Source organism: Rhizobium sp. EC-SD404, from assembly GCF_902498825.1.
GTDB lineage: Bacteria > Pseudomonadota > Alphaproteobacteria > Rhizobiales > Rhizobiaceae > Georhizobium.
The window spans coordinates 288,906-301,816 of sequence record NZ_LR701459.1 but is presented as its reverse complement, the minus strand read 5'-3'; the positions used below and the strand labels follow the sequence as shown (position 1 = coordinate 301,816).

General features: G+C 63.4%; 11 protein-coding genes and 1 riboswitch. Of the genes, 5 read left to right on the top strand and 6 right to left on the bottom strand.

What is annotated here, in order from left to right; translation table 11 throughout:
- Positions 1-92 precede the first annotated feature (92 nt).
- The 5 genes from GC125_RS02470 to GC125_RS02450 all read right to left on the bottom strand — a co-directional run bounded on the left by GC125_RS02470 (position 93) and on the right by GC125_RS02450 (position 5,500).
- A complete protein-coding gene (locus GC125_RS02470; RefSeq protein ID WP_151983801.1) occupies positions 93-2,867 on the bottom strand; it encodes a DNA translocase FtsK in 2,775 nt (924 codons plus the stop codon).
- 115 nt (positions 2,868-2,982) lie between these two features.
- Entirely contained in the window at positions 2,983-3,216 is a 234-nt protein-coding gene (locus tag GC125_RS02465) for a DUF2798 domain-containing protein (protein WP_199864404.1), read from the bottom strand.
- 44 nt (positions 3,217-3,260) lie between these two features.
- A complete protein-coding gene (leuD, locus tag GC125_RS02460) occupies positions 3,261-3,866 on the bottom strand; it encodes a 3-isopropylmalate dehydratase small subunit (RefSeq protein WP_151983799.1) in 606 nt (201 codons plus the stop codon).
- Between the two features lie 111 nt (positions 3,867-3,977).
- Entirely contained in the window at positions 3,978-4,229 is a 252-nt protein-coding gene (locus tag GC125_RS02455; protein WP_151983797.1) for a hypothetical protein, read from the bottom strand.
- 80 nt (positions 4,230-4,309) lie between these two features.
- Complete coding sequence (locus GC125_RS02450) at positions 4,310-5,500, bottom strand: NAD(P)/FAD-dependent oxidoreductase (protein ID WP_286165334.1); 1,191 nt, start codon at positions 5,498-5,500, stop codon at positions 4,310-4,312.
- 53 nt (positions 5,501-5,553) lie between these two features.
- Between GC125_RS02450 and GC125_RS02445 the strand changes: the two genes are divergently transcribed.
- Both GC125_RS02445 and GC125_RS02440 read left to right on the top strand, forming a co-directional pair.
- Positions 5,554-6,480 carry an HpcH/HpaI aldolase/citrate lyase family protein gene (locus GC125_RS02445; protein ID WP_151983793.1) on the top strand — a complete coding sequence of 309 codons (927 nt, stop codon included), beginning with the start codon at positions 5,554-5,556 and terminating at the stop codon, positions 6,478-6,480.
- A complete protein-coding gene (locus GC125_RS02440; protein ID WP_151983791.1) occupies positions 6,477-6,683 on the top strand; it encodes a DUF1737 domain-containing protein in 207 nt (68 codons plus the stop codon). Before GC125_RS02445 ends, GC125_RS02440 begins: the two co-directional genes overlap by 4 nt.
- 22 nt (positions 6,684-6,705) lie before the next feature.
- Here the strand turns inward: GC125_RS02440 and GC125_RS02435 are convergent, their stop codons facing one another.
- Positions 6,706-7,128, bottom strand: a complete 423-nt coding sequence (locus GC125_RS02435; RefSeq protein ID WP_126007468.1) for a metallopeptidase family protein — start codon at positions 7,126-7,128, stop codon at positions 6,706-6,708.
- 287 nt (positions 7,129-7,415) lie between these two features.
- Here GC125_RS02435 and GC125_RS02430 point away from each other — a divergent pair, with 287 nt between their 5' ends.
- The 3 genes from GC125_RS02430 (at position 7,416) to gcvT (ending at position 12,901) form a co-directional block, all read left to right on the top strand.
- Positions 7,416-8,618 carry an ABC transporter substrate-binding protein gene (locus GC125_RS02430; protein WP_151983789.1) on the top strand — a complete coding sequence of 401 codons (1,203 nt, stop codon included), beginning with the start codon at positions 7,416-7,418 and terminating at the stop codon, positions 8,616-8,618.
- 35 nt (positions 8,619-8,653) lie between these two features.
- Positions 8,654-11,368, top strand: coding sequence for a methyl-accepting chemotaxis protein (locus GC125_RS02425; protein WP_151983787.1), 2,715 nt, complete (start codon positions 8,654-8,656; stop codon positions 11,366-11,368).
- A 109-nt stretch (positions 11,369-11,477) separates the two neighbouring features.
- A riboswitch (glycine riboswitch) is annotated at positions 11,478-11,576 on the top strand.
- Positions 11,577-11,758: 182 nt separating this feature from the next.
- On the top strand, positions 11,759-12,901 hold the full coding sequence (gene gcvT / locus GC125_RS02420) for a glycine cleavage system aminomethyltransferase GcvT (protein ID WP_286165333.1): 1,143 nt from the start codon (positions 11,759-11,761) through the stop codon (positions 12,899-12,901).
- The last annotated feature ends 10 nt before the right edge of the window (positions 12,902-12,911 follow it).

The window sequence follows — 12,911 nt, the reverse complement described above, 5'->3', positions numbered from 1 at the left end:
CTACGAAGCGTTTTTTCACAGTCAACTGCGGCGCCACTATGTCGGTTCCGCGCGCGTCGAGAATGCCGCACCCGCCGAAGGTCGAAGCGTCGTCACCGACCCGAGATGTCGTCCTCGGTCGGGACCAGAATCTCGCGTTTTCCGGCATGGTTTGCTGGACCGATCACCCCTTCCTTTTCCATACGTTCGATCAGCGATGCGGCGCGGTTGTAGCCGATGCCCAGTCGACGCTGAATATAGGAGGTCGAAACCTTGCCGTCTCTGAGCACGACCGCGACGGCCTGATCGTAGGGGTCGTCGGAACCTTCGAGATTGGAGGTTCCTGCCGGACCACCCCCGCCGGGACCGCCTTCGCCGTCCTCGTCGTCTTCAGTGATCGCGTCGAGATATTCGGGTACGCCCTGCGCCTTCAGGTGCGCGACGACGTCCTCGACCTCCTCGTCCGATACGAAGGGTCCGTGGACGCGCTGGATGCGGCCACCGCCGGCCATGTAGAGCATGTCGCCCATACCGAGCAGCTGTTCGGCGCCCTGCTCGCCCAGAATGGTGCGGCTGTCGATCTTGGACGTGACCTGGAAGGAGATACGGGTCGGGAAGTTCGCCTTGATCGTGCCGGTGATGACGTCGACAGACGGACGCTGCGTCGCCATGATCACGTGGATGCCGGCGGCACGGGCCATCTGCGCCAGCCGCTGCACCGCGCCTTCGATCTCCTTGCCGGCGACCATCATCAGGTCGGCCATCTCGTCGATGATGACGACGATATAGGGCATCGCCTCCATCGCGAACTCTTCCGTCTCGTAGACGGCCTCGCCGGTTTCCCGGTCGAAGCCAGTCTGGACGGTGCGCGAGATGATGTCGCCCTTCTTCAAAGCCTGCTCGACGCGCTGGTTGAAGCCATCGATGTTGCGCACACCGATCTTCGACATCTTCTTGTAGCGCTCTTCCATCTCCCGGACGGTCCATTTGAGCGCGACGACGGCCTTCTTCGGATCGGTGACCACCGGCGTCAGCAGATGCGGAATCCCGTCATAGACGGAAAGCTCGAGCATCTTGGGGTCGATCATGATCAACCGGCACTTCTCCGGCGACATGCGGTAGACGATCGACAGGATCATCGTGTTGATGGCGACCGACTTGCCCGAACCGGTGGTACCGGCGACGAGCACGTGCGGCATCTTGGCGATGTCCACGACCACGGCATCGCCATTGATCGACTTGCCGAGCGCAAGCGCGAGTTTCGCCTTGGATTGTTCGAAATCGCGGCTGGCGATGATTTCGCGCAGATAGACCGTCTCGCGCCGGGCGTTCGGCAGTTCGATGCCGATCGCGTTACGTCCGGGCACGACGGCCACGCGGGCGGCGATCGCGCTCATCGAGCGGGCGATATCGTCGGCAAGGCCGATGACGCGGGAGGATTTGATGCCGGGCGCCGGCTCCAGCTCGTAGAGTGTCACGACAGGGCCAGGCTTCACCTGGATGATCTCGCCCTTGACGCCGAAATCCTCCAGCACGCCCTCCAACATCCGTGCGTTCTGTTCGAGGATCTCGTCGGAGAGGCTCGCGTCGCGTCCGAGGTTCTGCGCCTCATTCAAAAGCTCGAGCGACGGCAGATCGAAACCGTCGTCGCCCGAATTCGCCAGAGCTTCCCGGTCGATCTTGACCGGTTTGCGAACTTTTTGGACAGGAACAGCCGCACGGGCCACCGGCGCTTCCGCTACGGGTCGGGCCGGCTGGCGCTGCGGCGCAGCCGCAGGCGCCCAGTCCGGCTCGATCATCCCGTCGTCGAGATCGACATCGTCATCCAGATCATCGCGCTCGTTGCCGAGCATCGGATCATCGAATGCGGGTTCCACGGGACGTGCCGGGGCACGGCGAACACCGGGGGCGAAATCGAGCGCGTCTTCGTCATCGATGGCGTCATCGAATTCGATCGAAGGTTCCGCACGGCGGGCCGAAACGGTCGCGACCCGCGCGGTCATCTCCGGCTCGCGCCGGCCATCCAGGGTGACGAAGGTGTCGTCGTTGAAATCGTAGGGCTCTTCGAACTCGTCGCGACCGCGGTCCTTCCCGATCCGACCGCCGCTGATCCGGCGCGCGGTCGCCCGCATCGAGTACCACCAGTGTGCCATCGCTCCGAGCGCGAGCAGGCGGCCGCTTTCCGGCTCGAAATCGTCCTCATCCTCTTCGTCGGCCTCGACGAAGTCTTCCTGGTCGTCGGCCTCGAAGACGTCGCGGCGATCGACGAGCACTGCGGCATACATCGACAACCAGACTGCAGGGCCGATCAGCACCAGCCCGACCAGCACCGAATAGATGCCGGACGGAAAGCCGCCGATGAGAGACGCGGGCACCCGCAGCACCATATCGCCGAAAACGCCGCCAATACCCGTGGGCAGCGGCCAGTGTGCCGGCGGGGTGATGCAGGCCAGCACTGCGGAGAAGAGAGCCGCGCCGAAGATCCAAGCGATCATGCGGCGGAAGATCGGAACGAGCGGCACGCCACGAAACAGGAAGATCGCCCAGAAGACGGGCGCTATCATCGCAAAGACTGCGCCGAGACCGAAGAACTGCATGCCGAGATCGGCGAACGCGGCACCCGCAAAGCCGAGCGCATTGGTGGGCCGCCCGCCATGGGCGTAGGAGAAGCTCGGATCGTTGACGTTCCAGGTCGCCAATGCGCCTACCGCGAATGCGAGGAGAGCGACGATCGTCAGCGCGCCGGTGATGCGCAGCGGTGTCTTCAGAAGCGGCGGAATGCGAAAGATCGATCGCTGATTCTGCCGGGCAGCCAGTTGGCTGTAGCCCGGTTTCTCACGTCCGCGTCCGCCGAAACTGCCGTTTTCAACTTCGATTGCTCGTCGCATGCCACACCCGCATTGCGCGCCGCAATTGGCGCAAATTACGGGCAAACACTAGCCGCGCCATGGTTAATGGCCACTTAACTGAGGTGTGGAAGCGAGAGGGAGCGTGTCTGAAGCTCTAGAGCGTCATGCGCTGGATGGCGCCCCTGACGAGCGGCGCGACGACGGTCATGATCGGGGCTGCGACCAGCCAGGAGGGTATCCAAGCCTGAAACCAGAGGGCTCCGAGCCTTGGGTCCGACAACCCCACCGCCGAGACGGTGGAGATACCGGAAACGATGCACGTCATGATGCAGGTGACCACGACGGCAAACAGGATGGGCGCGGCCCAGCGCGGGACGAAAGGCGTCACCGCGTGACCTCTTCCGCATCGACACCAATGGGCCGCATCATTGTTCAGGCCCAGGGACGGGTTTCGGCGAGCTTGGTCTCGTAGCCGGAGATCGCCGACGCGCGCTCCATCGTCAGGCCGATGTCGTCGAGTCCGTTGAGCAGGCAATGCTTCTTGAACGAATCCAGCTCGAAGCGGATGACGCCACCATCCGGGCCACGGATTTCCTGTGCTTCCAGATCGATCGTCAGTGTCGCGTTGGAGCCGCGCTCGGCATCGTCAATCAGCTTTTCGAGGTCATCCTTGGACACGACGATCGGCAAAATGCCGTTCTTGAAGCTGTTGTTGTAGAAAATGTCAGCAAAGCTCGTGGAAATGATGCAGCGGATGCCGAAATCGGCAAGCGCCCACGGCGCATGCTCGCGCGACGAACCGCAGCCGAAATTGTCGCCAGCAACGAGAATCTTCGAATTTCGGTAGGCGGGCTTGTTGAGGACGAAGTCCGGGTTCTCGGACCCGTCTTCCAGATAGCGCATTTCCGAGAATAGGCCGACGCCGAGACCGGTGCGCTTAATGGTCTTCAGATAGTCCTTCGGAATGATCATGTCGGTGTCGATATTGACGATCGGCAGGGGCGCCGCGACACCGGTGAGCTTGTCGAACTTTTCCAAAGGATTGATCTCCGCTTCAATTCCGGCCCGCTTTAGCAAAGCCCGGCCGGAAAATGAAGAGGTTTGACGTCGCTAGCGCCTCGAAGGAGAGAACCTCGAAGTACCGAAGGCTTATTGGTCGATGATCGTCCCGCGGCCGTCGTTCCAGATGCGCGGCTCGCGATTGCGACGGGCATCCTGCGTCCGCGCCATCGCCGGGCGGTTCTGGTTGGAACCAAAAACCTTGAGTGCGAGAGCGGCGCTGAGGCCAACGACCAGCACGATGCCGACGAAGGCGAGACCGAGAGCGGCCATGATGGCGAAGGATGCAACGGCCAGGGTGAGGCCGATGACGGTTTGGATCGCGTTGCGCAGCGTGTCCATCAATTGGGTATCCTGTTTCAACACTCCCAATGTGGAGGTGCAATCAAGGCGCTTCAATGGCAGTTGGGCTCACGAACATGTCATATGACATTGCGCTCCAGAAACGGCCGGCCCTGCGGGATGCGGCCGAACCCGAAAGCGCTGCAGTCGATGGTGCGGTATGCACCATGCACGATCATTTCGGCGACCGCCCGGCCGGCCGCCGGCGCCTGTTGCAGGCCATGCCCCGAGAACCCGTTGATGAAATGGAGATTCGCGATCTCGGGATGCGGGCCGATCACCGCATTCTGGTCGAGTGTGTTGTATTCGTAGTGACCTGCCCATGCACGCTCGAACCGGATCGCCTCGAACGCCGGAATGCGATGGGCGAGCACCGGCCAGATGATCTCGTCGAACAAATGATAATCCGGCTCGAAATCGTCGGCCTCGGCAGTCTTGTCGCCGGGCGGCGTCGTACCGGTGATGAAGAGGCTTCCTTCCGGCCGAACATAGACACCGCTCGGATCGACGGTCAGCGGCATGGCTGGCAACATCGTGCGTGCTGAAAAAACGAACACGGTGCGCTTGCGCGGCTCCACCGGAAGATCGATGCCGGCAAAAGCTGCAACCCGGCCGGCCGACGGACCGGCTGCGTTCACCAGCGTTCCACAAGAGAGCACCGACCCGTCGTCCAGGCGGCAGGTCTGCACGCGGCCATCCTGCACATCGATCCCGACGACCCGCGCTTGCAGAAAGGTGACATTGCGGCGCCGCAACTCCCCGCGGATGACCGCCAGCAAGCGATGCGCATCGAACCAGCCCTCACCGCTCCGCCCGAAGCCTCCGGCCGCGAGGCCTTCCGTGTTCAGCCAATCGAACTGCGCAGCAAGCTCGGCCGAATGCAGCAGGGCTATATCGGCACCAGCTGCCATCTGAACGGCATGGTTGGCTTCGATCTGCGCCTGACCCTCGGCGCTTGCGAGAATGAGATACCCGTTCTCCGTCAGCCCCACATCGGCATCGGCCCCGAAGCGATCGACGAGGCCACGGATGAAGTCCAGCCCGAACAGCGACAACGCGATGTTCTCCGGCTCGGAGAATTGCTGGCGGATCGAAGCGGCCGACAGGGTCGTGGAAGCCTTCGAATAGGTGGGGTCTGGCTCGACGATGGCGATCGAACCGGTAAAACCCTCTTCCCGCAGGAAGAGCGCTACCATGCTGCCCATGATCGCGCCGCCTGCGACGACGACGTCGAAGCGGGAGGAAGTGGAAGTGCTCGTCGGAAGAATCACGGGTGCTCGCTCAAGCTCTTGCGTGGCTGCAGCCTGAAAGGCAAAACAGCGCCATGTCAAATCGCTCATCCGCCGAACAGCCGCCGTCCCGTCCCGTCCGTCCGCGTCGAAGCGTTCTCTATGTGCCGGCGGTCAATGAGCGTGCCATCGCCAAGCTGCCGTCGCTCGCCTTCGACGTCGTGATCTTCGATCTGGAGGATTCCATCGCGCCCGATCAGAAGGATGGGGCGCGCGAGAATTTGCGGCAGGTGCTGCGCGATCTGGATCTGCAGGGCCGCGAACGCATCGTTCGCATCAACGGGCTCGAGACGCGGTGGGGAACCGAAGATCTGCTGGCAGCGCGCGCAGGCGGTGTCGACGCGATCCTGCTTCCCAAGGTCGAGGATCCGGCAGCCATCCAAACGGCCGCTTCCGCGCTCGATCAGACCGACGCAGCGGAGACGATGCGCCTCTGGGCCATGATCGAGACGCCGAAAGGCATCATGAACGCCGGCCATGTTGCCGCTGCGGCCAGAACGTATGGATCGCGGCTCGACTGCTTCGTCGTCGGGCCGAACGATATCGCGAAGGACACCGGCGTCCGTGGGACCCCGGGCCGGCCGTATCTCGTGCCTTGGCTGATGCAGATCCTGCTCGCCGCGCGCGCCTTCGGCCTCGATGTAGTCGACGGCGTCTACAATGACTTCCGCGATTCAGAAGGTTTCGCCGACGAGTGCCGCCAGGGTCGCGACATGGGTTTCGACGGCAAGACGCTGATCCATCCGGCCCAGATCGAAGCCGCCAACGACGCCTTCGGCATCGGCGCGCAGGAGCGGCAGGATGCGGAACGCATCGTCGCCGCGTTCGATCAGCCAGAAAACGCGACTAGGGGCGTCATTGAAATCGACGGCCGGATGGTGGAACGGCTGCATCTCATCGATGCGCAACGCCTGCTGACCAAGGCCAGCGCAATCAACGAGCGCAAGGGAGCACGGACATGAAACTCTATCGACTGCTGACCGGACCGGACGATGCAAGCTTCTGCCACAAGGTGACGGCGGCGCTGAACAAGGGTTGGCTCCTGAGCGGCTCGCCGGCCTACGCCTTCGACGCGGAAACGAAGACCATGAAGTGCGCGCAGGCCGTCTACAAGGAAGTCAAAGGCGTCGACTACGTTCCGGAGATGAAGCTCGGCGAACAATAACGGCGGGCTTCGGGTCGACCGGTCAGTCGACCGTTTCTTCGATCCGTTCCATGTCGTCGTCGCTCAACCCGAAATGGTGGCCGATCTCGTGGATGAGGACATGTGCGATGATATCGCCGAGGGTCTCTTCGTTCTCCGCCCAATAATCGAGAATGGGACGACGGTAGAGCGTGATGCGATTGGGGAACTCACCGGTTTCCAGCGAGAAACGCTCACCGACACCTCGCCCTTCGAACAGGCCGAGCAGGTCGAACGGCGTTTCGAGGGCCATGTCTTCGAAGATTTCGTCAGACGGAAAGTCGTCCAGCCGGATGATCACGTCGCCGGTCAACGCACGGAACTCGTCGGGCAGGCGTGCGAAGGCTTCGCGTGCCAGTGACTCGAATTCCGCAAGCGAAGGCGCATAAGCCCTCGTCCAGTCGTTCGTTTGGTCCATTTCCGCCATCGGTGCCCTTTCTTTGGGGCCATATAGGCGATTGCATCAGGTAGTGCGAGAGGCAAAGCGCGCCGTCGGACCGCTCACAGGACCCGAACTGCGAGACCGAAGATGCTCGTTTCGCGGGTAAATTGACCGACATCAATTCATGGGTAGCGCGTTTATTCTTTTTTAGGATGCATTTCATTCAATAGCCCGGTCGGCTTCGGACGGTATGGGCTCTCCGAATACATGATTGTTGGCCGATACTCCGGCGTGCCCGGGATGCTGCACACACGCTATCCTCGGGGAATCTCATGTCGCATGCACGGCGCCTTCGCGGCGCACGAACCATTGCAGCCTTCATTTCGACAGCGCTGCTCGCATCGACGACCGCTTTCGCGCAGGAAGCATCGCCAAGAACGAGCGAAAACGGCGTGTTCGCCGACCGCATCCTATTCGGTCAGGCGGCTCCGCTGGAAGGCCCGGCCAGTGCGCTCGGGCTCGGTATGCAACTCGGCATCCAGGCGGCATTTCACGAAATCAACACGGCCGGCGGCGTCCATGGGCGACAGCTCGAACTGATCAGCCGCGACGACCAGTACGAACCGGCACGATCCATTGAAGAAGTCCGGCGCCTCATCGGCCAGGACAAGGTCTTCGGTCTGATCGGTCCGGTCGGAACGCCGACGTCGGCAGCGACGCAGCCGATCGCCATGGAAACCAACGTCCCGTTCATCGGCGCCTTTACCGGCGCCGGCTTCCTGCGCGATCCGAAGCTCGCCAACGTGGTCAACATCCGCGCGTCCTACGACGCCGAGACCGAAACCTGGATGAAGCTTCTCGTCGATGAGCGCAAGCTGAAGCGCATCGCCATACTCTACCAGGATGACGCCTTCGGTCGTGCGGGCCTGAGCGGCGCGGTCGCCGCCCTGGAACGCCGCGAGATGGAGCTTGTGGCGCGCGGCACCTACCAGCGCAACACGACGGCCGTGAAGGCTGCGCTGCTGGAGTTGCGCAAGGCCAACGCACAGGCCGTCGTGATGGTCGGCGCCTATCTGCCGATCGCGGAATTCGTGAAGGTCGCCCGCTCCATCGACTTCGATCCGACATTCGTCAACATCTCCTTCGTCGGCTCGGATGCACTCGCTTCCGCGCTGGAGGGTGAAGGGGAAGGCGTCATCGTCTCGCAGGTCGTTCCTTTCCCGTGGGACGACGCCAACCCGCTGGTCGCAGCCTACCAGGCAGCGCTTGCCGAGGTGAATGGCGAAGCGAAGCCGAGCTTCGTCAGCCTGGAAGGCTATATCACCGGGCGCCTCGCTGCGATGGCGATCGAGGAAGCAGGTCCCGAGCCGACACGCGAAGCGTTTTTGAACGGCATCCACCAGCGCGGCAGCTTCGAGATGGATGGCCTCACGCTGCAGTTCGGCCCCGACGACAACCAGGGGCTGGACGACGTCTTCTTGACCGAAATCGGCCCTGACGGTGCGTTTCGCCCGCTCGCCGGCCCACAAAGCTGATCGCTTTGCCCGACACTCCATCAGGACCCAAAATCATGGCAACTCGTAACGAGACCAAGGCAGTTTCAACCGGCGCAACGCGGCGCGGCGGGCTAGGCGTGCGTGGCAAGCTGACGGCAGCGGTCGCCGGCATTTCGGTGCTCACGGTGGTGGCCATCGGCATTGCTGTCGTGTCGTTCCAGGGCGCGCAATCGGAATTCAAGCGCTTCAACGAAGAGCAGGTTCCGCAGGTCATCAGCGCCGGCGAGCTTGCCACCTTCAGCACCGACGTGACCATTGCTTCGTCGCAACTCATCAATGCCGAAGAAGAGGCCGAGCGCACCGAAGCTTTCGAGAGACTGACCGCCGCCTTCGGCACTCTGATCTCGAGCGCGGAGGCCCAGGGCAGTTCCGCCGACAGCGCGCCCGCGGTCGTCGAGCTGCGCGAGCGCGCACATGCTTTCGAAGCAAATCTCGACGAGCTCGACGGCCTGACGCGTCAGAACATCGTCATCCGCGAGGAACGCGACCGGCGCCTCGTCGAACTGTTCGCGCTCCATGACAGCCTTGCGCTGGCGCTTCAGCCGCTTGCCGACGATGCCTATTACACGCTGATCTTCGACGGCGAGTCCGCTGCAGTGGAAGCCAGCGACGTCATCGGTGGCATCCTCAACGACGACATGCAGACGTTCCGCCGCCTGCTCAGCCTGCGCATCGAAGCCGGGTCCACCAGCGCGGCGACGTCGGGCTACCTTCTGACGGAAGACGGAGCGCTCGCCCGCACTTTCGACGATCGCATGATCGCAGCTTCGGATCGCCTGAAGCTCCTCATCGAGCAATTGCAGGCATCGGGCAATCTGCCGCCGATCGAAGCCGAGCTTGCCATGCTGGCCGACATGCCGACGGCTGCGCGCACCATGCGCCGCGACCCGCTCTTCGCAAGCGGTTCGCCTGAGACTCGCCGCTTCATGTCCCAGCTCATCGATGTCGGACACTCTGTCGACCTCGCATTGATCGACGCCGTCGACGACATGCTGTTCGACCTGACGATCGGCGGCGAGCGGGCCGTCGAACGCAGCACCGCGACCATCACGGAGCTGGTCGACAACCAGGTGAAGCAGCTCAAAGAGACGCTGGAGATGATCTCGACGCTGCGCGAATTCACCGCGCTCATCGTTCAAGGCGCGCTGACGAACGATCCGGAAGCGATCCGCGCACTCCAGGATCGCGCGCTCGGCCTGTTCCTGACGCTCGGCACCAAGATGCAGGCGACGGGTTACTCGGATGACGCTGGACAATTGCCGCAGCTGCAGACCTTCGCCGACAGCACCAATGGCCTGATCGCGCTGCGCGGACAGCAACTTGGCATCACGCAGGAGGTCGGCACGATCGTGGATACGGTCTTCACCGACACCGTGGCGATGAACGGCCTGATCGCGCAGGTCGTGGACACACGACGTGCTGCAATTGCGGCCGACTCGACCGCGCTCGCCGAAAGCCTGCAGGCCCGCGGCTATCTTCTCATGACCCTCGGCGCAGCCGTGCTCGTCATGGCCGGCCTCATCGGCTTCTTCGTCATATCTCGCGGTATCGCCCGTCCGTTGACCAGCCTGATCGGCGCGACGCGTGACCTTGCCGATGGCAAGCTCGACGTGACGATTGCCCATGACGGCCGCAGCGACGAGCTCGGCCAGCTGGCCCGCGCGCTTGGCGTCTTCCGCGAAAACGCGATCGAGAAGGCGCGCATGGAGGCGGATGCGGAAGGCACCCGTGCGGAGCGCGAGGCAAGCCGCATGGAACGCGAGCGCATCAAGGCAGAGGATGCCCGGGTGACGCAGATTGCCGTCGACGCGCTCGGCGAGGGGCTTGCCCGTCTTGCAGAGGGCGACGTCTCTGTGCGCATCGACGAGCCATTCGTCGCAAGCCTCGAAAGCCTGCGTCTCCACTTCAACAGCTCCATGCACAAGCTCAGCGAAACGCTCGAAATGGTGCGGGAGAACGCCCACTCGATCAGCAGCGCGTCGGCCGAGATGCGGGCCGGCACGGATGACCTGTCGCGCCGCACCGAGCAGCAGGCCGCATCGCTGGAAGAAACCGCAGCGGCGCTCGAGGAAATCACTGCGACGGTGCGCAACTCGTCAACGCAAGCCGACAACGCCCGCCGCATGGCCGATGAAGCCAAGGCCGGCGCGGAACGCTCCCGCATCGTGGTCGAGGACGCGATCTCGGCCATGGCCCGTATCGAGGATGCTTCGGGCCAGATCGCCCGCATCATCGGCGTCATCGACGAGATCGCCTTCCAGACCAACCTTCTGGCGCTCAATGCCGGTGTCGAGGCCGCCCGTGCCGGTGATGCAGGCCGCGGCTTTGCCGTGGTCGCCCAGGAAGTCCGCGATCTGGCAGGGCGTGCAAGCGGCGCGGCCAAGGAGATCAAGGAACTGATCAACCGCTCCGGCACGGAAGTGGGGGCCGGCGTCAAGCTGGTGCGTGCGACCGGCGATGCGCTGAGCGAGATCGAGCAGCATGTCGTCCAGGTCAACGCCGCAGTGGCGACCATCGCGACGGCCGCCCGCGAACAGTCGGCGGGTCTCGGCGAGATCAACCACGCCGTCAATCACATGGACCAGATGACCCAGCAGAACGCAGCGATGGTGGAGGAAACCACCGCCGCGACGCATACGCTGGCCGGCGAGGCCGAAGCGCTGCGCGAGCTCGTCGCCCAGTTCGTCATCGACGCACCGGCACGCAGCACACAGCGCCGCGCAGCCTGAACGACCGACGAAGCGGCAAGCTTGAAAAATACTGCGGGCGGGCGATCGCGGATCGCCCGCCCGTTTGCGTCATCCGCTCTTGCATTTGCGTCGGTTTCGCATAACGTGCGGCCACTCGATGGGAGAAGCCGGACCCTGCTTGGGAGCACCGGTGCCGAAGGAGCAATCGCCCCCGGAAACTCTCAGGCAAAAGGACCATCGGGTACCGACAGACTCTGGAGAGAGGCGCTCACTCAAGCGTCCGCCGAAGGGATAACAATCTCAGGCAAAGGGACAGAGGGGGCGTCGTTTCGAAGGCATTCCGCCTTCGTGTTGAACCGACGCCGGTCGTATGAGCCTTGCCGCCCTTTTTCGGGGTCACGGGCTTCCGGCGCAGTCCGGAGATGACGCTTGGGCGACGCAGCAGCACCCCTTTTGAAGACCCCGCTTCACGCGATGCATGTGGCCGCCGGCGCGCGCATGGTCCCCTTCGCTGGCTACGACATGCCAGTTCAATATGCCACCGGCGTCATGCGCGAGCATCTCCACACGCGCCAGAAGGCGGGTCTTTTCGACGTGTCCCACATGGGCCAGGTCGAACTTCACCCTAAGGACGGCGCGGTCGAAAGCGCGATGCGTGCGCTTGAAACGCTGGTCCCCGTCTCGATCCTCGCATTGAAACCCGGCCGTCAGCGTTACGCGCTGTTCACCGACGAGAATGGCGGCATCCTCGACGATCTGATGGTGGCCAATCGCGGCGATCATCTCTTCCTCGTCGTCAACGCAGCCTGCAAGGCGGCCGACATCGCCCATCTTGAGCGTCACCTCGCTGACAGCTGCGAGATGCGCGTGCGTGACGACCGTGCCCTGCTCGCACTCCAGGGTCCGAAAGCCGCGGACGTCCTGGCTACGCTCGATCCGGCCGTCGCCGACATGGTGTTCATGGATGTGCGCGATGCGAACCTTGCCGGAATTTCCGCCATCGTCTCGAGGTCCGGCTACACGGGCGAGGACGGCTTCGAGATCTCCGTCGCTGCCTCCGATGCGCCCGTCTTGGCCCAGCGCCTGCTCGACCATGACGACGTCGCCTGGATCGGTCTCGGCGCCCGCGATTCGCTGCGGCTCGAAGCCGGGCTTTGCCTCTATGGCAACGACATCACCAAGGAGACGACCCCCGTCGAGGCGAGCCTCGAATGGGCTATCCAGAAACCGCGCCGCACCGGCGGCGAGCGCGCAGGCGGCTTTCCGGGCGCCGACATCATCCTGATGCAGCTGGACGAAGGCGCATCGCGCCGCCGTGTTGGCCTGAAACCCGAAGGCCGCGCCCCCGTGCGCGATGGAGCTCCGCTCTTTGCCGAGGCAGAAGGCGGCGCGCCGATCGGCCGCGTTACCTCAGGCGGTTTTGGCCCGAGCGTCGACGGTCCGATCGCCATGGGGCTCGTTCCGACCGAGACGAGCAATGCCGGCACGAAGCTTTATGCCGAAGTGCGCGGCAAGCGCCTTCCGGTCGTCATCTCGCCCCTGCCCTTCGTCACCCAAACCTACAAACGATAACACCGAGCAT

What these genes read in the sequence shown, in the direction of transcription:
- GC125_RS02470 (WP_151983801.1), bottom strand. Translation starts at nt 2,867, where the DNA reads ATGCGACGAGCAATCGAAGTTGAAAACGGCAGTTTCGGCGGACGCGGA.
- GC125_RS02455 (WP_151983797.1), bottom strand. Translation starts at nt 4,229, where the DNA reads ATGGACACGCTGCGCAACGCGATCCAAACCGTCATCGGCCTCACCCTG.
- GC125_RS02445 (WP_151983793.1), top strand. Translation starts at nt 5,554, where the DNA reads ATGTCAAATCGCTCATCCGCCGAACAGCCGCCGTCCCGTCCCGTCCGT.
- GC125_RS02440 (WP_151983791.1), top strand. Translation starts at nt 6,477, where the DNA reads ATGAAACTCTATCGACTGCTGACCGGACCGGACGATGCAAGCTTCTGC.
- GC125_RS02435 (WP_126007468.1), bottom strand. Translation starts at nt 7,128, where the DNA reads ATGGCGGAAATGGACCAAACGAACGACTGGACGAGGGCTTATGCGCCT.
- GC125_RS02430 (WP_151983789.1), top strand. Translation starts at nt 7,416, where the DNA reads ATGTCGCATGCACGGCGCCTTCGCGGCGCACGAACCATTGCAGCCTTC.
- GC125_RS02425 (WP_151983787.1), top strand. Translation starts at nt 8,654, where the DNA reads ATGGCAACTCGTAACGAGACCAAGGCAGTTTCAACCGGCGCAACGCGG.